The sequence below is a fragment of the Ochrobactrum sp. SFR4 genome, assembly GCF_019730395.1.
Lineage (GTDB): Bacteria > Pseudomonadota > Alphaproteobacteria > Rhizobiales > Rhizobiaceae > Pseudochrobactrum.
Genome location: NZ_JAAPBB010000007.1, coordinates 1 through 17,730, shown reverse-complemented (window position 1 = coordinate 17,730; position 17,730 = coordinate 1). Strand labels below are relative to the sequence as shown.

The following is a 17,730-nucleotide window of genomic DNA, read 5'->3' as shown; positions in this document are numbered from 1 at the left end:
TATTTGATTTTTAATGGAAATTTCGGCTTTTCAACCGTTTCAATTTCATAAAGCACACAGGATTTTTTTGTGGTTTGCTGATAATAATCAGCCTGTTTGCGCCGGCTTCTGTCAGAATCGGAACAGTACCAGACGTTACGCAAGCCATTGATAGATCAGGACAAGACACAGAAAATGAGGCAGGATTATGAGTGAAAAGAAAGATGTTATCCAGCAGACAACCGATGAAGCACGTGTGCTCGCGGTGCAGCTGATTACAAATGCAACTTATGGCTCACTTGCAGTGCTTGATCCGGCTACCGGTCGTCCGAGCGTAACGCGCGTTGCAATCACCACCGATACGGACAACACCCCCCTGCTTCTGGCATCCGGACTTGCCACCCATACGCCGGCTCTTGACGCCAATGCCGTCTGCTCTCTGCTGCTTGGCGAGCCTGCTGATAAAGGTGATCCGCTGGTTCATCCGCGAATTACTCTTGCCTGTTCAGCAGAGAAGTTCATGCGCGGTCAGGAGGGATACCAGCGCCTGCGGGATTTGTTTCTTGAAAAGCGCCCTAAAGTTAAACTCTATATTGATCTCGGCGATTTTGTTATTTTCCGCCTCAATGTGGAAAGTGCCGGTCTCAACGGCGGTTTCGGGAAAGCTTTCCATTTAAAGGCTGAAGATATTGTGCTGCCGCAATAAATATCAGTGGCTTTCCCAATATCCCGGATGCGACATTTGCGACTAAAAAGATCATTTGCAAATGATAAGACGAGCTCAATCTGATTGAGCTCCGTCTGACCGCTGTTACCTTCGACTTGATTTTTTCTCTATCAATACTCTGAATTCATGAAATCACAAAAATGTGTACTTATCACAAAGCCTTCTCATACACTTTGAAACTCAACGGTTATTTCTTAGAAAAATCACCAATATTTGTTATTAATATTTTAGTTTAAAATGACATTTTTAATATTTTAGAAATTGCTAAATATGGAATAGGTTAATTAATTTCAAATCAATTTATCACTCACTTAAAGAGTAATTATTCTGTACGTTTTAAAATAATTCTTGCAAATATCAATTCTATTGGTAGTTGTAATAGTGCGCTGATTTCTTTCTTATAAGCGCACTATCAAAATTGCTGTCATACGGGGGTAGGACTGCACATGAAACATGATAATATCTACGCAAATCTTGTCGATAACGCGGATCAGGCTGCCGATTTTCTTTCGGCTCTGGCTAATAATAAAAGGCTGCTGATCCTTTGCAAGCTGTTGCATAATGAAATGTCTGTGGGAAGTCTTGCTAAAGCAATCGACCTCAGCCAATCTGCATTATCTCAGCACCTTGCAAAACTGCGCGCGCTTAATCTTGTATCTACAAGACGCGACGCCCAGACAATCTACTATGTTGTTTCATCACCGCATATTGAGCTGGTGCTTTCAACATTAGGGAGTCTGTATCTGGCACGAAGCGAGAAAAGACGGGAAGCTTTTGCTTAAACGGAACTGATGAATAATCAGAATAAAGATAATTCCGTCATATTTATTAATGACTTAGCAGATAAGCGCCTCGGCGCTTATCTCAATATTAAAGAAAAAGACCTTACAGGGCGTGAAGCCCGCTTCATTGCAGAAGGCAAGGTCGTTTTACGTGTTCTGCTGAACTCGTCTCAGTTCGAAGCTGAATCTCTTCTTATTACCGAGAACAAACTAGCCGGTCTTCAGGATATTTTACCTCTGGTTCCGGAGCATGTCCCTGTTTATGTAGTCTCGCCATCCGATATGGATCAGATTGCGGGTTTCAATGTTCACCGGGGTATTCTCGCTGTCGGGAAAAGAAAAAGCCTTCATAATATTCAGAATTTTATAGAGATTTTACCTGAGAATGCCCTTATCCTGATACTCTGCGGCATATCCAATCATGACAATATCGGGTCAATTTTTCGTAATGCGGCGGCCTTTGAGGCCAATTGCGTCATGCTGGATGAAACATGCTGCGACCCGCTTTACCGGAAAGCAATCCGCGTTTCTGTCGGTGCAACACTACAGGTTCCCTATGTCCATAACGGTAATATCGACGATATTGTAAAAACCGTTGCCGAAGCAGGTATCAACCTCATCGCACTATCACCGCAAAGCCCCCAATCGCTTTATGATCTGCCTGTAAAAGGACGAACAGCGCTTTTGCTGGGCACTGAGGGGGAAGGCCTGCCACAGCATTTGCTTACCTCTTTGCAAAGCGCCCGTATCCCTATGTCCCGCCGGTTTGACAGCCTGAATGTTGCAACAGCTTCAGGCATCGCATTATCATGCCTTAGCCGCGCATATTTTGATTAAACAATGAAATCTCGAACGATCTGCTTCACATAATCAAAAGCAAGCTGGTCACTTTACCGAATAGTCAGCCAGATATATACAACCTTAAATAGAATTATAAAACTCTAAATTATTAGTTCAACAAAATATTAAACATATGAATATCAACGCTCTTTTCAGAGTGAGAATCTAAACTCAATTTTATTGATGAACAGTATCAATCTCGGAAATATCTGTTTCAGCTTCTGGCTGTTAATCTATTGCAATATATTTTCTGGATTTTTTCAATTAATCGCACCAGACAAAGATGAAATATTCATCTGACACACTATATCGAGCACAAGAGTCTCTAATAAAAGCAGAAATCAATTTTACAAGCTTATATTTTCTGAAAAAAATCTTAGCACATAAATAATCCGGAGCAAACAAATGTATCATTCATTTGTTCACCCCGGATTACAATTCTCAATCTTCAGGAATAATCACACAGATTAAGCTGCAGACACCGAACCGGATGTCGTTTCTGCGCCATTACCAGTCAGCTCACGCAGCATTTTTTCTGCTTCCGGAGCGCGTTCAGAACGGGCAATGAAACCGCCGCCGAATACGCGTGCCGTATTGCTGTCATCAGAATAGAGCACACAAGCCTGTCCCGGAGCGATACCGCTTTCACCATCGATCAGCTCAACCCAGGTCTGTCCGTCCGCATGGTGCAGCACGGCAGGCTTTGGCGGACGTGTTGAACGCACTTTGGCAAAGACTTCCATACCTTCCGCAGGCAGATCAGCAAGCGGACCATCTCCCAGCCAGTTCATATCACGCAGAAACACTTTGTGTGTTTCCAGCGCTTCACGCGGGCCGACGATAACACGCGCATGGACAGCATCCAGATGCACAACATAAAGAGGTTCACCGGTGGCAATACCAATACCGCGACGCTGACCAACTGTATAATGAACAATACCGTCATGATCGCCCAGCACACGGCCGTCAATATGCACGATATGACCGCGTGTCGCCGCTTCCGGCTTCAAACGGGAAATAATATCGGAATATTTGCCCTGCGGAACAAAGCAAATGTCCTGACTGTCCTGCTTCTTCGCAACAGTCAGACCCATTTCCTCAGCCATTTCACGAACCTGCGCTTTTGGCAGATTACCAAGCGGGAAGCGCAGATAATCAATCTGCTCCTGCGTGGTGGCGAAAAGGAAGTAGCTCTGATCGCGATCCGCATCAACAGGGCGGAATAGAGCGCGGTGAGCGCCGTTTGTACCGCTGCGGATATAGTGACCTGTCGCAAGTGCTGCCGCACCCAGATCACGCGCTGTGGCCAGCAAATCAGCAAATTTTACTGTCTGGTTACAGGCAACACACGGGATCGGTGTTTCACCGCTCACATAGCTGTTGGCAAAAGGATTGATCACGGCTTCGCGGAAGCGTGCTTCATAATCCAAAACATAATGCGGGATACCCAGGCTTTCGGAAACGCGGCGAGCATCTTCAATGTCCTGTCCTGCACAGCAGGAACCGGCGCGGTGTACGGCAGCGCCATGATCATAGAGCTGAAGGGTTACACCAACAACATCATAGCCTTCGCGCTTGAGAATACCGGCAACAACCGAAGAATCAACGCCCCCTGACATTGCAACAACAATGCGCGTATCTTCCGGCTTTCCCGGCAAATCGAGGCTGTTCAGTTTCATGATTAGGTCCATATCCGGGGTAAAAACCCGATATCTTGCTTCAAATTCTCCCCTTATATAGGCCATTGTGACCCGCCTTGCCAAGATGCCGCAGGGCAAAGGAGATTTTTTAATAAAATATTTTGAGCCGAAAACGAGTAAAAAAGCCTCAAAACGGCTTAAATATGGCGTTTTCAAGCTCTTTCTACATAATCTTTAATGAAAATTATTATTTATTACCAGAGCCTTACCGAGTGCTTAGCTCTTTTTTAAAGCTGTGACGCTATCGTGAAGCGTGATTAGGTCCTTGAGTGTTGTGTAGAGAGTACAATGACCGATCTGGTAAGACCACGAGTAAAGTACGTCATCGGTCCGGATGGAAGTCCGCTCACCGTTGCAGATCTTCCGCCGTCGAATACACGGCGCTGGGTTATCCGCCGCAAGGCTGAAGTTGTTGCCGCTGTACGCGGCGGCCTCCTCAGTCTTGAGGAAGCCTGTCAGCGTTATACGCTGACAGTCGAAGAGTTTCTGTCTTGGCAGTTGTCCATCGACGAGCATGGTCTCGCCGGTTTGCGGACAACACGCATTCAACAATACAGACACTAAATTCATCTCCCCTCTTTTAAGGGCAGATGAAAACAAAATAAGGATATGCCGTACGCGGCGCATTCTACAGATCAAGCCGGAGAGTTCTGCTCTCCGGCTTTCTTTGTTTTCAGGGGCTTAAATCGTACCGTCTCATCTCAGCCCCCTCGCCTTCACCAACATCCATATCCGGAAACAAAAAAATGCATAATTCCTTAGACCGCTGGGTTTAAGGAATTATGCATTAATAGGCCTGTAATCACGCTCCAATAATATCAGAGCGGCTCGACGAAGCAGAACTGGTTTAGATTTTGGCTATGATGTGACGAAAATGGTGATTTTCGAGCACCGAAGCACAGCGTACTGATAGTACGTGAGCATCGGAAGCGGAGAAAGTTGCCATTTGCAGGCCATCAGAGCCGAAATCCAGACCGAAATATCAGCCGATCATGACACGACGATCGTAGACTGGGGCCTCTTCAATCTCTTTGAGCTTGCCATCACGGGTTTCCAGTGCTTCGGCGCGGGAGAGATCGGCTTCGGCTTCCAGAAGCTCGGCTTCGGCGGCTTCTTTCTGGGCGGTCAGGTCGCGGATCGAATCAAAAAGATTGTCACGGCGTTGTCGGGCAGCTTTGGCAAAGGTCGGATAAGCAAAATGCGTGATATCCGTAATCCCTGCTTTACGCTCTTCAGACTGGATTTGCGCATCAAGCTCACCAGCCATCCGCTCAAACTCGCCCATCATCAGGTCCAGCTGACCAATTTGCCGGCGTTTTTCTTTAACCTGAAACAGTTTCAGCCGGACAAGACTCTCACGTGGCTTCATACGCATTACTCCTTGAACACCAAGTTCCCAGGCAATTTTTAAACACTTGCTGCCTGCGACCACCCTCTACGCAAAGAAATCACTTAATTTCGAAACAAAAAATTAAGATTTCGGGCTTTTGGTAACCATTCCTTTACGTACAGCGTTAATCATAGCCGTTAGGACTTAAGGCTAGGTAAATTAACTGTGTTTTTTCAGCAACATTAAAACTTTGAATCCAATGAGTCACTTATAACTATTTCTTAAACTAATTTGTTAAGAAATTTTTCAAGTGATTATCCTGTAAATTCAATTAGTTAACTGAAAATTCTATAAGACTCATATTTACTATTGCCAATGAGAATCATATTTTGTTAACCATTCAGTGGCAGACTTGGTTCAAAGCGAGTGCTGTTAGGCAATTAACTGCTGGATCAGGTTAAGCGGCGGAAAAAAGGATTCTGAAGATGCGCGTTCTTTTGATTGAAGACGATAGTGCAATCGCACAAAGCATCGAGTTGATGCTCAAGTCAGAGAGCTTCAATGTTTATACGACAGATCTGGGCGAAGAAGGCATCGATCTGGGTAAGCTCTATGACTATGATATCATTCTGCTCGATCTTAACTTGCCGGATATGTCAGGTTATGAAGTGCTGCGCACATTGCGACTGTCCAAGGTAAAAACCCCTATCCTCATCCTGTCCGGTATGGCTGGCATTGAAGATAAGGTTCGCGGCCTCGGTTTCGGCGCTGACGACTATATGACCAAACCTTTCCATAAAGATGAGCTGATTGCCCGTATTCACGCAATCGTTCGTCGCTCGAAAGGCCATGCACAGTCCGTGATCACCACCGGCGATCTGATCGTTAATCTGGATGCCAAGACTGTTGAAGTCGGCGGCCAGCGCGTTCACCTCACCGGCAAAGAATATCAGATGCTGGAGCTGCTCTCTCTGCGTAAGGGTACAACCCTCACCAAGGAAATGTTCCTTAACCACCTCTATGGCGGCATGGACGAACCGGAACTGAAAATCATCGACGTTTTCATCTGCAAACTGCGCAAGAAGCTCGATGCTGTTTCCGGCAGCCAGAACTATATTGAAACTGTCTGGGGTCGTGGCTATGTGCTGCGCGATCAGGACAGCATGGATCACCGCGAAATCGCATAAGTTCTTATGCAATTCCGGTTTCAAAAAGCCCCGCTTCTGCGGGGTTTTTTATTGCCCATCGTCAGAAATATTAAAAAGCCGCGCAATTCAAAACTGCGCGGCTTTCAAGTTTAACTGATAGTCAGAGCTGATTAATCGTCAGCCAGCGTACCGGCATCTGCGGCAAGTGTACCGTCATCGGCTTCAGGCACATCGCCCTGAAAAGCCGGTTCAACTTCTGCTTTCTGCGCACGGAAGACGATTTCTTCTTCGCTCACATCAATAATGATTTCCATACCGGCTTCCTGTGCCAGCAACAATGTGTAGTAAGGCTGCACTGAATGCGCATCAATAGCCTCTTCCGGAATAATACCGTCGTGCAATTCCTTAAATTTCGGCGGAACGCGCAGCATACGACCGCGTGTTTTAATGCTGATTTTCGGATCGGTTTCCGCATCTTCCAGCACCACATCCAGATTACCGCCCCGCGGAATGGAAGAAATGCCGATCAGGATCAGGTTCAACAGCAGCTTCACCTGATTCTTAGGCAGGAAAGCGCGGTTGCCGGTCCAGGTAAATTCAGGCTTTTCATTCGCCATATAGGCGGTGGCAACATTCTGTGCATCACCGGTATCGATCTGCACACCGGCAGAACCGGCAGCGCCGAAAGCGATACGGGCAAATTGCAGACGGGCAGACGCATTACGCGCACTGGCAGCAATCAGCGCCATTGCATCTTCATCCGCACCGCCCTCTTCCAATAATTCCAGACCATTATTAATCGCACCGACCGGTGAAATAATGTCATGGCAAATGCGGCTGCACAGCAATGCGCCGAGATCAACCGCAGAAAGAACAACAGGCAAGGCCATTGATTGCATCTCCAAATTTCATATCTGCCTGCCGGCAGGCTTCGACAAAGTTCCGGCTCAGCTTTGCGGGCAAAATCTGTCACATCGCAAAGCGAATCACCGGAACATAAACTGATAACAGGACGCCATGGCATCCTTGTGCCGCGATTATGCGCCAAGAGGCTTAATGATTACCAAATAACAGGACAAAAACAGCTTTAATGCTTTTTCATTAAGCCATTGAAAGGACAATTTTTCATATAAACAATTCGACAAGGTTTTTGACGCTACAATAAGGGTCATATCCGTGCGGAAGGCTATAAAAATCAAACAGCCATTTCGCCAAACCACCGTATCCTGCTGTTCCGGCAAGATACATACCGGATAAAGCAATCAGCAGAATTGCTGCTCCGGACAGGGATTTAAGCATGTGCAGCAATAGTTTGTGCATGTTTGGAAATGCGGACAACAACACCTGTTCAGGGTGTTCATTGTTCCCGTCAGACAGAATGAGCCAAGCAGCCAGAAGGATTTTTTTATGGCTACCCTAAACCTGTCCTCTTTCCGCGTGCATATTGCATCGGTCATAATAGGATTACTGGCTCTGATAAGCGTCATACCGCAGCAGGCCAAAGCCAATGAAGGCTTCAGCATGGAGGAAATTGTTGCCTCCGGCCACCGTTTTTTTGGCTCGACCTCAGGCGGCATTGCCTCCGCCATTGAAAAAGCATTTCAGAGTTACGGCCTGCCAAACGGGTATATTCTGGGCGAAGAAGGCTCCGGCGCCTTTGTAGGCGGCCTCACTTATGGTGAAGGCACACTCTATACCAAAAATGCCGGCGATCATAAGACCTACTGGCAAGGGCCATCCCTTGGCTGGGATTTCGGCGGTCAGGGCTCGCGCGTCATGATGCTGGTTTACAATCTTGATGATGTGAACATGCTCTATGGGCGCTATGCGGGTGTTTCAGGCTCTGCCTATATTATTGCCGGTGCAGGTTTTAATGTTCTGAAGCGCGGCAATATTCTGCTGGTACCGATCCGTACCGGTCTCGGTGGCCGTCTCGGCGTCAATATCGGCTATCTCAAGCTGACACCAAGCGCGACATGGAACCCGTTCTGATCGCAAATATATGACCGGAGAGAGAATTGGATAATTCTCTCTTTTCCAAATGCATCCCGTATATTTTCCGGATCAGATGCGCATTCAGTCAAAGGGACAGAGCAGTAATCCGGTTAAATCAGACCGGAATGCACTCTGAATGATTTAAATTTCATGCATTCATGTCATAATCTGAAAGCACCGGAGATCGGCAGATCGTGATACAATCCGTACTGGTTTTCCTGCTGGGCTTTTTATGCGCAGTCTTTCTGATTTTGCTGGCAGCGCCATTGTTCTGGCGACGCGCAAATTATCTGTGGCAAAAACAGATGAATGCCCAGCTGCCGCTTTCGCTGACAGCCATTGAAGCAGACAGGGATATGCTGCGTGCATCCCATGCCGCAGCGCTCCGAAAAGCAGAAATGCAGGCCTCGGAAATCCGCGGGAAGCACTCACAGGCATTGCTGAAAATCAGCACGGATCGTCATGAAATTGAGAAGATTCTGCCTTTGCAGCAAGAGCTTGAAATTGCCAGAATACAACAGAAAGACGACCGGCAGACTTTAAACGCTGCGCAGGAGCAGATGAAGAAGCTTCAGCAGAAACAGCAGGCGGCATTTGACGAAAACGGCCGGATGCAACGTCAGAACGAAGCCCTGAGCCATCTCAGTGATACGTTGCGTGAAGAGGTCTCCCGCCGTGAAAGCGAAGCAGACCGGTTGCGGCGTGAAGCAGGCGATCTGCGGCAGGAAAAGAAACAACTTAACAGCTTGAAGTCAGAACTGGCTTCTCAGGTGGCATCATTGAAAACATCTCTTGAAAGCGAGAAACAGCGTAATCAGGCGCTTGAAGAAAAACTGCATCGTCTGATTTCAGAACTTTCAGATGCGCAGGAAAAACTCGAACGACATAGCAAGACGATGCGCTCCGGCGAAAAATCCGCTGAAAATGAAAGCCGGACACTGAGCGAGCAGGACAATCAGTTGCGGGAAACCATCAGTGAACTCGCGGCTGAAATGGTTGCCAGAACAGCTGCACAGGAAGGTGGAAACTCCCCTATCCACGCATTGCTGAAAGAACCGGACACAGAACCGGCCGCTCCGGCCAAAAGCACAAAAAAAACAAAAGCGTCAAAACAGAAAAGCCTGGCAGGACGCATTAAAAAGATCACTATCTGACAATAATTAATCGGACAGTAGCCTTCCTTAAAATCGCACAGCCAAAACCAGAGCCATATGCAGCTGGCGTTAAAGCATGTCGCAACTAAATGGGTACATTGCGACACGCTCTGGCTTTTTAATGATCGTCAGCAACCCCACGCCGCCAATAGGCAACCGCCATATGATCATCGCGTTTCAGACCACAGTCTTTACGCCAGAAACCGCGAATAGCTTTAAAAGCATCAAATTCACAGCCTGCCCATGCGAACAACCGACGGCCTTCGTTTTGCACCGGCATAGCCTGTTTTACCGCATCAATCAGCAGTGTTGTTGTACCGGCTTCCGCGCCGTTACGATGCAACCATTTCAGATCAAGCTGTGCCTGAGTTTCCAGTAGCTGCTCTTCCGCACTGTCGGCCACTTCAATACGGACAATGGCCGATGCCGTAGCCGGCAGTCTTTCCAGAATACGGGAAATAGCAGGTAAAGCGGTTTCGTCACCGATCAGGATAAAATCATCCCCCGCCGGCATATCCCCGCCCCCCGGGCCGGTCATACCGATAATATCACCGGTCTGCGCCTGCATGGCCCATTCTGTTCCCGGTGCCTCAATCGTGCTGGGATGCACGACCATATCAATATCAACCCAGCCCTGCTCAACATCAATGGTCCGGATTGTATAGACACGGTTTTGCAGACGATGCTCACCATCCGGCCAGACCGGACGACCATCGGCACCAAGATGAGGCCATTTCGGTTTGAGCGGCGGTTTAGGCGGTAATATCAGGCGGATATGAAGCCCGCCACTGGCATAGCGCCCCAGATCATCGCCCTGCAATCTTATCCGGCGCATATGCGGCGTAATATTGCGCACGGCAATGACCTTCATTTCGCGGAAAAACGGTGGCAGACTACCCTCGCCTGCGCCGTCGCCCTCCCAGCGAAAACTCAGAGCTTCAGCACCCGCATGGTGGACAATACCTTCCGCGACGGCAAATTTCAGATAAGACAGATCGCTTTCATTGGCAGCCTCGGCGGTTACGGTAAAACGCTCATGCTCCAGCCTGAGTTTTGCCACGCCCATCAGCAGCGGAATTATACCTTCATTCCCTGTGCGCTTCACAGCATAATGTTCGCCATAGACACGCATCAAATTTTCGAAAATTGTTTCTGCCTGCGCGGAGGAAACTTCCGTTTGCGCAATAAATACAGGTTTATTCATAATCTCTCCTGCAGTCTCTGCCGGTTAAAACCGGCGGGTTATCTGCAGCTAACACTCCATAATATGAATTTTCAATTCATATTTTAATTTACAGCCATACTTGCTGCTCGTCTGAAAAAGCAAAAAGGCCGAATGTTTCCATCCGGCCTTTAAGATCATAACTGAAAGCGGAAAATTCCGGTTACTTACCGTGGAACTCACGAATCGCAGCGATAACGCGCTCCTGATCTTCCTCGGAGAGGTAGGCATGCATCGGCAGGCTGAGAATGCGTGACGGCAGAGCTTCAGACACCGGCAGACCACCTGGTGCAACCGTGTAATGCTTATAAGCAGTCTGCAAATGCAGCGGCTTCACATAATAGATAACCGAAGGAATACCCTTCGCCTGCAGATGGGCTTTCAGCTCATCACGGCGTTCGGTTTCAATCGAATACTGTGCCCATGCGGAACGGATACCGGCAGCCGGACGGGTTACCTTAACAATATCTCCCAGACCTTCTGCATAACGATTAGCAACCTTTTGACGGGTTTCCATTTCGTCTTCGAGAATGGCCATTTTTTCCAGCAGAACCGCAGCCTGAATTGTATCCAGGCGGGAGTTCAGACCAATGCGCACATTGTCATACTGGGTTTCGCCTTTACCGTGGAAATGAATGGAGCGCAGAACATCGTTCAGCTCATCATCATTGGTAAAAATCGCACCACCATCGCCATAGCAGCCGAGCGGCTTGGCAGGGTAGAAACTGGTCGCACCGACATGACCGAAAGAACCGCACATGGCATTATCACGCTTACCGCCGATCGACTGGGCAGCATCGGAAATAACCTTGAGGCCTTCTTTATCAGCAATTGTCATAATGGCGCGGTAATCAGCAGGCAGACCGAACAGATCAACCGGAATGATCGCCTTTGGTGTCAGACGGCCTTCTTTGCGCACAGCATCAATTGCTGCCTGCAGCTGTTCCACATTCATATTGTAGGTGTCTTCTTCGACATCCACAAAAACTGCTTCCGCACCAACCAGCGCCACCACTTCAGCGGTTGCTGCAAAGGTAAAGCTCGGGCAGAAAACTGCATCGCCGGGGCCGACGCCCATAGCCATCAGCGGCATCTGCAATGCGTCTGTACCATTGGCACAGGCCAGAACATGTTTTACGCCAACATAATCGGCAAGCTGCTTCTCAAACTCAGCAACTTCAGGTCCGAGAATATACTTGCCTTCCGCGACCACTTTAAGAACAGCAGCGTTAAGACGGTCTTCAATGCGAGCGCGCTGGCTCACAAGATCAATGAATTGCATGTCGGCTCCAATATCGATTGATCCGCATCATGCACGCGCGCACCCGCGAATCGAGTAGTATGTAGTCCCTCATAAGAGACTTCGCCATGGTGCATTCTTCACTGTTTGGCAAACAATGTAACACAGCTTGAAGCAATGGCAGAACATCGCGTCTCCCTTGTTCCGCACAGCAGTCGCGAAGACCGGCTCGCCGGTTCTTATACCAGAAAAGCCGCTCAATCGCGTTGTTTTATTCGTATCCTGCAGTCTGTCCACATGGATACAGTCTGATTATCCCGTTTAGCCCCTCAGACTATGAGCCAATCTATCAGTACCGTCAGCATGACAAAGAGCCGGATATCTCAAATATCTGTGATTCCGGTTAGCGAACCGGATGGTTCACAGTGCCTTTGGTCAAAATCCGCAACACACTCACGGCCTCTGCGCCATTGGTGCGCGGTGTTTCACGCGTTTCAATGCAATGGATAAAATGTTCCAGTTCACGGGTCAGCGGCATGCCTTCTTGTACCGGCACATATTCCGGATCAGCCTTAGTGAATGCGATCTGCCCGTTTTCCTGCCAGACTTTATGACGATACAGGGTCAGCTTGCGCTCCCACGGCTCAGCATCGTCAAAAACAGCCATCGCCTTGTCGCCGACAACAGCAAGACGGCGATCCATGATCGGGTTCAGGCGTGAAGCGAACAGATGGCTGCGGATACCATCAGGGAATTCCATATGCAGATGAGCAAAATCGCTCAAATGATCGATCATGGCCGCACCTTCACCGCGCACTGCAGAAGGTTCAGAGCCGGTCAGCGCCAGAATCATCGACAGATCATGCGGTGCAAGATCCCACAGCGCATCATTCTGGCCGTGGAACTTGCCAAGACCAATACGATGCGCCTGAATATAGCCGATTTTGCCCAGCTCGCCGTTTTGTGCCAGTTCCAGCAGTTTCTCAAATGCCGGATGGAAACGCAGAATATGGCCAACCATAAAGATACGGCCATGTTTCTCAGCCGCTTGTACTGCGGCCTCGCCATCAGCAACAGTCAGAGCGATCGGCTTTTCAACCAGAACATCTTTGCCATGTTCAACTGCGCGGATAGCATATTGCGCATGAAACTGCGCAGGCAGCGCCATAACAATTGCGTCGATATCTTTTGAAACAAAAAGATCATCAACACTGATTTGCGCCACATCATAATCCGCAGCAAATTTTGCGGAGCGCGCCGGATCAATGTCACTGACAGCAACGAGTGCGCCCAGACCTTTAAGAGTACGGATATGATTGTTGCCCCAATAGCCACAACCGAGAACTGCGATACGCGGTGCCATATTTTCCTGCCTTTGCTTGTTGAAAACTCAATAACTTTGCAAAAGTTGGATTTCAATACCGATTAATGCATAACAGTGCTTGACAGCTATGCGCATACCGACTTATACGACCCCCGTTCCCAACGAGAACATTGCTTCGCGAAGCAGCTGAAAAGCTCTGAAGCATCGTGGGGCGGAGTAGCTCAGTAGGTTAGAGCAGAGGAATCATAATCCTTGTGTCGGCGGTTCGAATCCGTCCTCCGCTACCAACAAATCTTCCAATAAAATCAAATAGATATAAAAAACAAATCTGGAACATCGCACAAATTATATGTCGCATTGTGCTGCAAACTAGATTCGTTAAATTTCAAGCAGTTACACATAGCCACGGCCAATCCATGCGACATGGGATGCGACATGTCAGGCTCCAGAATTCTCTATATCAATCAGCAAAAGAACAGGGAAGCGATGACCACAGAAGCACCAATTATAAAAACCAGAAAAGCATTTTGTGCTAACTGCAAAGGTGACCGTCATTGCGAGATCAAAGGGCATCATCGCGAATATGAAAGCGACTCTAGGTCTGGAATAGATTGGTGGCGTAACTGGTATTTATTAGTGTGCCGTGGTTGCGAGCACGTTTTTGCCCAATCTGTTTCTAGCGATTCCGAATCTTTCTATCCAATTGGCTATGATTGTTCAGGAAATATCGAGTATGATCAGGATGAAGTTATTAATTATTGGCCGGCTCAATTTAAAAGAGAACGGCCTAATTGGTTTGACGTCATGCATAATTATATAACACATGACCGCGCATCCGATTTTCAATCCTGCTTATTACAGGTTTATACCGCATTAGATCATGATCTGAACATATTGGCGGCGATAGGCATTCGGACTACTTTTGACGTTGCATCAGAAATTCTTGGAATTGATACTGAACAGCCATTTGATAAAAAATTGAAACAAATGCTGCTACAAAATTATATAACTGCATCTCAAAAAGATAATCTCGATGTACTTATTAACGCTGGAAATGCATCTGCACATCGTGGGTGGGATCCATCTTTTGATGAGCTGAATGCATTGATGGGAGCTCTTGAAGATTTCATAAACGATAGATTTGTTCGACCTGAACAAGAGAAGAAGACAGCTGAAAAAGTGGCTTTAATTAAAGATAAGGTTCCTGCCAGGAAAAAACGCCAAAAGAAAATCGAGGCAACGTAATCTCAATGTAGTCTTGGCGGCTCAATCTTGTTTCATTTTTTGCTCTAGCTTTGAGAGTATCAACGTCCGCAGTGTCCCACGGACCGGCCACGGTCTTAGCGCCAGAGCACGGCCACGGAGCGCAGCAAGATTTATCTGGTCAAATGCGGCCATAAAATCACCGGCACGCTGTTCTGCTAAGTCTGGCCGTTGAATCACAATGTCTGAGACGGCGCCGATAGTCTCAGACCACAGCTCATCAATATTGCCGGTACTTTGCTTAATGGTACGCACCACAAAGATCAAATGCCCTTCACCGTGTGCGTCCCGTATGGCTTTCATAGTGCCTCTGGCGTGACTTTCACCTCTCGCCCTGCGCCGGCGCGTCGGCACAAGCCGAACACCCAGCTGATCCATCAAACTATCAAGCCGGCCTTTTGCCATCTGAGCACCTATTGAACCGAACCTGCAGCCAGCGTTTCACCCAATGCATGAGCTGCACGTTCTGCTTCAGACTTGCTAAATTTCAGCGATTGGCGAATATCGGCGGCCTTATTGAAAGCCTTTTCATCTTCAAGTCGCTGCTTGTGCCGCGCCTCGGCATCAGCCAGCTCTGCAAGCTGCCTTTCACACTCCGGTACCGAGCGCTTATAACTCTCAACCGTCTGGCGATTGCGATACGTATTTTCATCATCAATCGACTGCTGATTACGTCGTTCCCGATCTTCCAGCTTTCGAAGATAGCCGCGAATATGCAGCGCCTCGACAATCAAATCCGCCGTATCGCGGGTGCCTGGGCGAACTGTCAGACCATAGACCCCAAGAGCAAGCCAATGCTGGCCGTGATTACCCTGAGAAAAATAATCACTTTTAATCTGTTCAACTTCCTTCGCTGTCGGCGCATGAAGTTCGACGCCCTGATGAAGATAGTTATTGATATAACTTAAGCGCTTCTCAGCAGCCTGCTTGCTGCCAGCTCCATGACTGACAATGCTCCCGATCGATAGTGGCCAGTCCGGACATGCATCCGCTTTTGGCCAGAATTTCTCCGGATTGAATGTCTGTGTAAGATCAGCTTGCGACATATCAATTGCCCTCCGGCAGACGATAGGCACCCAATCGTACATTGCCCTGATAAGCTACACGATCATCATTGCCGCCCTCTGGCAGCTTGTAGTTCGCAACCTGCGTACCGCTATTGATACGCATGCCGGCATTCTGCATCGTCTCTTTCTCACGCAATGCCAGCTCTGCTCGGTACGGACGCAAAACCTCAGACAGTGCCGCATCAATCTTCTCACGGGAAAACCCTTTAAGCTTTTCTTCTATTCTGCCGACCTCCGCCTGCAGCTCAGCCCATTCTGCTTCAGTCGGCTGTGTCTTGGGCACTGTATTATGGATTGCTACTCTCATTTTCCGGATCCTTTATTTGTTACGATGTCTACTTGTTAAAAACATGGCTGCAGCAATGGACGGCTTTCCAACCAAGGACAAAGCGCCGGCTGCGGCGTTTGCAATATCGTCATGCTGCCCTGGCGCATGATCAATGATGTCTTTGCCTCCACGCGATGCGCGGCGTTCCAGCCCTCTCAGCTCATCTGTCATGCGTGAATTCTCGATAAGGCGCACACTGCCGCTATTCATTGCCGGCACCAGATCCAGATAGAGCTCGCTGCGCGTCTTTTCAGAAAGCAAATAAGAAATACCGTGAACCTTGAAGCGTTCACGCGGCCACTCCCCACCATACCGGTCACCGGTGACAGCGCTTAAGCCATAGGATTTCAGGGTAAGGCTAAATTCCTTCGCTACTGCCTCAGGAGAAAACGGAGGCCTGACCTCTCTGATCAGATCCAGAACCGCCAGATCACCTTCAGCATGAGCAATAGCCAAAGTCATTGCATCGGCCGACCCGCCGGACGGATCAACAAAGCCATAATATCGCTGACCCGAACAATACGGCCGTTCCCGCACTCCGAAGTCTACGCATTGCTCTATGACTTCCGGCGTAATGAGAGCTTCAACGTCAGTCCTGAACTCGCCGCCATACTCGGCCATTGCTACGGCCGGATCGCGTTTATATGCCCTCTCAATGACCTTATCGCTCAAAGTCGGGTTCAAAACTTTAGATGCGGCTTTCGAAACCAAGATGAGCGGGTCACCTTCAGCGCCGTAATTCTGCCGGTAGGTTTTATACAGCTCACCTTTACGGGCATAAGGACTGCTAATCACAATAAGCATGCCACCGGTGGTCGCCAGTGACGGCCGAACCGCTTCTAAAATCTCTCCATCCGGATTTTTAGAGCCATCAATATGCCAGAACGCAATTTCATCACTGATAACACTTACCGATGTAATACCGCGCACAGTCCTGAAGTTCGCCGGCCGGATCTCAATATCAACGCTGGTGCTTAAACTGATCGTCTCTGTCGTAGTATTCTCAATCAGCTCGCAAAGCGAAGGTGAGTTTTCCAGAACACCGGAGATATGCATAAAGGCTCGCTGAGCCTGCGTCATGCTTGCAGCCATTACCGGCAGCACGCCGCGCTCCCCTGGGGCAAGACAATCACCCCAATCGCATAGCGCAGCAATATAAGCCCCCAGCGTGCCGGCAGCACGCGTTTTACCACCACGGCGCCCAACGATGTTCCAAAACTCATCTACACGCTCATGCGGAGCCTCTGGACGGCCTGTGACACTCTCGAACAGCTTGCGCTCATCTTCGGTGAGAGCTTCCCCCATAGCCGCCATGAGAAGGACACGCCAAAGCAACCAACTCTCTCCGGGTAATGCCCCGCCTAGTAACTGCGGATCTTCTAAAGCCTCTCGGATACTGACGCGTGGCTTCATGCGGCGCTACGCTCCGCTAAAATCTGATCAAGCTTTCGTTTGGATGTTGCAGGGTTCCCGATACCGAGCTCACGCAGGGTGCGCGTCAGGCTATTGCTCCACGCAAGGTATTGGCGGCTGTCACGCTCACTGAGCGCACTCTGGACTTGTCCCGTTTTATTTCCGCCTCTTTATCTCGTTTCGGCGGTTATCTGTTCGAATTGAGCGGGCGATATTCC

General features: G+C 48.6%; 18 protein-coding genes, 1 tRNA gene and 1 pseudogene. 9 read left to right on the top strand and 11 right to left on the bottom strand.

Features of this window, described 5'->3' with window-relative positions; genetic code table 11:
• Positions 1-187 precede the first annotated feature (187 nt).
• The 3 genes from HBA93_RS10395 (at position 188) to HBA93_RS10385 (ending at position 2,325) form a co-directional block, all read left to right on the top strand.
• Entirely contained in the window at positions 188-685 is a 498-nt protein-coding gene (locus HBA93_RS10395) for a HugZ family pyridoxamine 5'-phosphate oxidase (protein WP_121991546.1), read from the top strand.
• 467 nt (positions 686-1,152) lie between these two features.
• Entirely contained in the window at positions 1,153-1,488 is a 336-nt protein-coding gene (locus HBA93_RS10390) for an ArsR/SmtB family transcription factor (protein ID WP_022710093.1), read from the top strand.
• Between the two features lie 9 nt (positions 1,489-1,497).
• Positions 1,498-2,325: a TrmH family RNA methyltransferase gene (locus tag HBA93_RS10385; RefSeq protein WP_221723233.1), complete on the top strand. Its 828-nt coding sequence runs from the start codon at positions 1,498-1,500 to the stop codon at positions 2,323-2,325.
• Positions 2,326-2,795: 470 nt separating this feature from the next.
• Here the strand turns inward: HBA93_RS10385 and mnmA are convergent, their stop codons facing one another.
• The gene (mnmA, locus tag HBA93_RS10380) at positions 2,796-4,007 is read right to left on the bottom strand and encodes a tRNA 2-thiouridine(34) synthase MnmA (protein ID WP_221723232.1); all 1,212 of its coding nucleotides are present in this window, start codon (positions 4,005-4,007) and stop codon (positions 2,796-2,798) included.
• Between the two features lie 309 nt (positions 4,008-4,316).
• Here mnmA and sciP point away from each other — a divergent pair, with 309 nt between their 5' ends.
• Positions 4,317-4,592 (top strand): CtrA inhibitor SciP, encoded by a 276-nt coding sequence (sciP, locus tag HBA93_RS10375; RefSeq protein ID WP_075655983.1) that lies wholly within the window; start codon positions 4,317-4,319, stop codon positions 4,590-4,592.
• 418 nt (positions 4,593-5,010) lie between these two features.
• Here the strand turns inward: sciP and HBA93_RS10370 are convergent, their stop codons facing one another.
• On the bottom strand, positions 5,011-5,397 hold the full coding sequence (locus HBA93_RS10370) for a flagellar export protein FliJ (RefSeq protein WP_121991548.1): 387 nt from the start codon (positions 5,395-5,397) through the stop codon (positions 5,011-5,013).
• A 446-nt stretch (positions 5,398-5,843) separates the two neighbouring features.
• Here HBA93_RS10370 and ctrA point away from each other — a divergent pair, with 446 nt between their 5' ends.
• The gene (gene ctrA / locus HBA93_RS10365; RefSeq protein WP_022709454.1) at positions 5,844-6,545 is read left to right on the top strand and encodes a response regulator transcription factor CtrA; all 702 of its coding nucleotides are present in this window, start codon (positions 5,844-5,846) and stop codon (positions 6,543-6,545) included.
• Between the two features lie 224 nt (positions 6,546-6,769).
• Here the strand turns inward: ctrA and chpT are convergent.
• A pseudogene (chpT, locus tag HBA93_RS10360) lies at positions 6,770-7,396 on the bottom strand (histidine phosphotransferase ChpT); the annotation flags it as partial.
• A gap of 235 nt (positions 7,397-7,631) precedes the next feature.
• Positions 7,632-7,844 (bottom strand): hypothetical protein, encoded by a 213-nt coding sequence (locus tag HBA93_RS10355; protein WP_163026185.1) that lies wholly within the window; start codon positions 7,842-7,844, stop codon positions 7,632-7,634.
• A 69-nt stretch (positions 7,845-7,913) separates the two neighbouring features.
• Here HBA93_RS10355 and HBA93_RS10350 point away from each other — a divergent pair, with 69 nt between their 5' ends.
• A complete protein-coding gene (locus HBA93_RS10350) occupies positions 7,914-8,498 on the top strand; it encodes a DUF1134 domain-containing protein (RefSeq protein ID WP_121991550.1) in 585 nt (194 codons plus the stop codon).
• A 197-nt stretch (positions 8,499-8,695) separates the two neighbouring features.
• Positions 8,696-9,655 (top strand): coiled-coil domain-containing protein, encoded by a 960-nt coding sequence (locus tag HBA93_RS10345; RefSeq protein ID WP_221723231.1) that lies wholly within the window; start codon positions 8,696-8,698, stop codon positions 9,653-9,655.
• A 118-nt stretch (positions 9,656-9,773) separates the two neighbouring features.
• Here HBA93_RS10345 and HBA93_RS10340 read toward each other — a convergent pair whose 3' ends face one another.
• The 3 genes from HBA93_RS10340 to HBA93_RS10330 all read right to left on the bottom strand — a co-directional run bounded on the left by HBA93_RS10340 (position 9,774) and on the right by HBA93_RS10330 (position 13,480).
• Positions 9,774-10,859: a siderophore-interacting protein gene (locus tag HBA93_RS10340; protein ID WP_221723230.1), complete on the bottom strand. Its 1,086-nt coding sequence runs from the start codon at positions 10,857-10,859 to the stop codon at positions 9,774-9,776.
• Positions 10,860-11,040: 181 nt separating this feature from the next.
• Entirely contained in the window at positions 11,041-12,159 is a 1,119-nt protein-coding gene (locus tag HBA93_RS10335) for a DegT/DnrJ/EryC1/StrS family aminotransferase (protein ID WP_221723229.1), read from the bottom strand.
• A gap of 361 nt (positions 12,160-12,520) precedes the next feature.
• The gene (locus HBA93_RS10330) at positions 12,521-13,480 is read right to left on the bottom strand and encodes a Gfo/Idh/MocA family protein (RefSeq protein ID WP_221723228.1); all 960 of its coding nucleotides are present in this window, start codon (positions 13,478-13,480) and stop codon (positions 12,521-12,523) included.
• Positions 13,481-13,651: 171 nt separating this feature from the next.
• On the opposite strand from HBA93_RS10330, the gene HBA93_RS10325 reads away from it, so the two are divergent.
• Positions 13,652-13,728 (top strand) — tRNA-Met (locus HBA93_RS10325).
• Between the two features lie 148 nt (positions 13,729-13,876).
• Positions 13,877-14,686 (top strand): DUF4145 domain-containing protein, encoded by an 810-nt coding sequence (locus HBA93_RS10320; RefSeq protein WP_221723227.1) that lies wholly within the window; start codon positions 13,877-13,879, stop codon positions 14,684-14,686.
• Between the two features lie 21 nt (positions 14,687-14,707).
• On the opposite strand, the gene HBA93_RS10315 is transcribed toward HBA93_RS10320, so the two are convergent.
• The 4 genes from HBA93_RS10315 to HBA93_RS10300 form a co-directional block, all read right to left on the bottom strand.
• Positions 14,708-15,007, bottom strand: a complete 300-nt coding sequence (locus tag HBA93_RS10315; protein WP_286201866.1) for a hypothetical protein — start codon at positions 15,005-15,007, stop codon at positions 14,708-14,710.
• Between the two features lie 110 nt (positions 15,008-15,117).
• Positions 15,118-15,750: a hypothetical protein gene (locus tag HBA93_RS10310; protein ID WP_221723225.1), complete on the bottom strand. Its 633-nt coding sequence runs from the start codon at positions 15,748-15,750 to the stop codon at positions 15,118-15,120.
• Position 15,751: 1 nt separating this feature from the next.
• Positions 15,752-16,078: a hypothetical protein gene (locus tag HBA93_RS10305; protein WP_221723224.1), complete on the bottom strand. Its 327-nt coding sequence runs from the start codon at positions 16,076-16,078 to the stop codon at positions 15,752-15,754.
• Positions 16,079-16,090: 12 nt separating this feature from the next.
• Entirely contained in the window at positions 16,091-17,434 is a 1,344-nt protein-coding gene (locus HBA93_RS10300; RefSeq protein ID WP_286201865.1) for a hypothetical protein, read from the bottom strand.
• Positions 17,435-17,730 lie beyond the last annotated feature (296 nt).

What these genes read in the sequence shown, in the direction of transcription:
- HBA93_RS10395 (WP_121991546.1), top strand. Translation starts at nt 188, where the DNA reads ATGAGTGAAAAGAAAGATGTTATCCAGCAGACAACCGATGAAGCACGT.
- HBA93_RS10390 (WP_022710093.1), top strand. Translation starts at nt 1,153, where the DNA reads ATGAAACATGATAATATCTACGCAAATCTTGTCGATAACGCGGATCAG.
- HBA93_RS10385 (WP_221723233.1), top strand. Translation starts at nt 1,498, where the DNA reads ATGAATAATCAGAATAAAGATAATTCCGTCATATTTATTAATGACTTA.
- mnmA (WP_221723232.1), bottom strand. Translation starts at nt 4,007, where the DNA reads ATGAAACTGAACAGCCTCGATTTGCCGGGAAAGCCGGAAGATACGCGC.
- sciP (WP_075655983.1), top strand. Translation starts at nt 4,317, where the DNA reads ATGACCGATCTGGTAAGACCACGAGTAAAGTACGTCATCGGTCCGGAT.
- HBA93_RS10370 (WP_121991548.1), bottom strand. Translation starts at nt 5,397, where the DNA reads ATGAAGCCACGTGAGAGTCTTGTCCGGCTGAAACTGTTTCAGGTTAAA.
- ctrA (WP_022709454.1), top strand. Translation starts at nt 5,844, where the DNA reads ATGCGCGTTCTTTTGATTGAAGACGATAGTGCAATCGCACAAAGCATC.
- HBA93_RS10350 (WP_121991550.1), top strand. Translation starts at nt 7,914, where the DNA reads ATGGCTACCCTAAACCTGTCCTCTTTCCGCGTGCATATTGCATCGGTC.
- HBA93_RS10340 (WP_221723230.1), bottom strand. Translation starts at nt 10,859, where the DNA reads ATGAATAAACCTGTATTTATTGCGCAAACGGAAGTTTCCTCCGCGCAG.
- HBA93_RS10335 (WP_221723229.1), bottom strand. Translation starts at nt 12,159, where the DNA reads ATGCAATTCATTGATCTTGTGAGCCAGCGCGCTCGCATTGAAGACCGT.
- HBA93_RS10330 (WP_221723228.1), bottom strand. Translation starts at nt 13,480, where the DNA reads ATGGCACCGCGTATCGCAGTTCTCGGTTGTGGCTATTGGGGCAACAAT.
- HBA93_RS10320 (WP_221723227.1), top strand. Translation starts at nt 13,877, where the DNA reads ATGTCAGGCTCCAGAATTCTCTATATCAATCAGCAAAAGAACAGGGAA.
- HBA93_RS10315 (WP_286201866.1), bottom strand. Translation starts at nt 15,007, where the DNA reads ATGAAAGCCATACGGGACGCACACGGTGAAGGGCATTTGATCTTTGTG.
- HBA93_RS10310 (WP_221723225.1), bottom strand. Translation starts at nt 15,750, where the DNA reads ATGTCGCAAGCTGATCTTACACAGACATTCAATCCGGAGAAATTCTGG.
- HBA93_RS10305 (WP_221723224.1), bottom strand. Translation starts at nt 16,078, where the DNA reads ATGAGAGTAGCAATCCATAATACAGTGCCCAAGACACAGCCGACTGAA.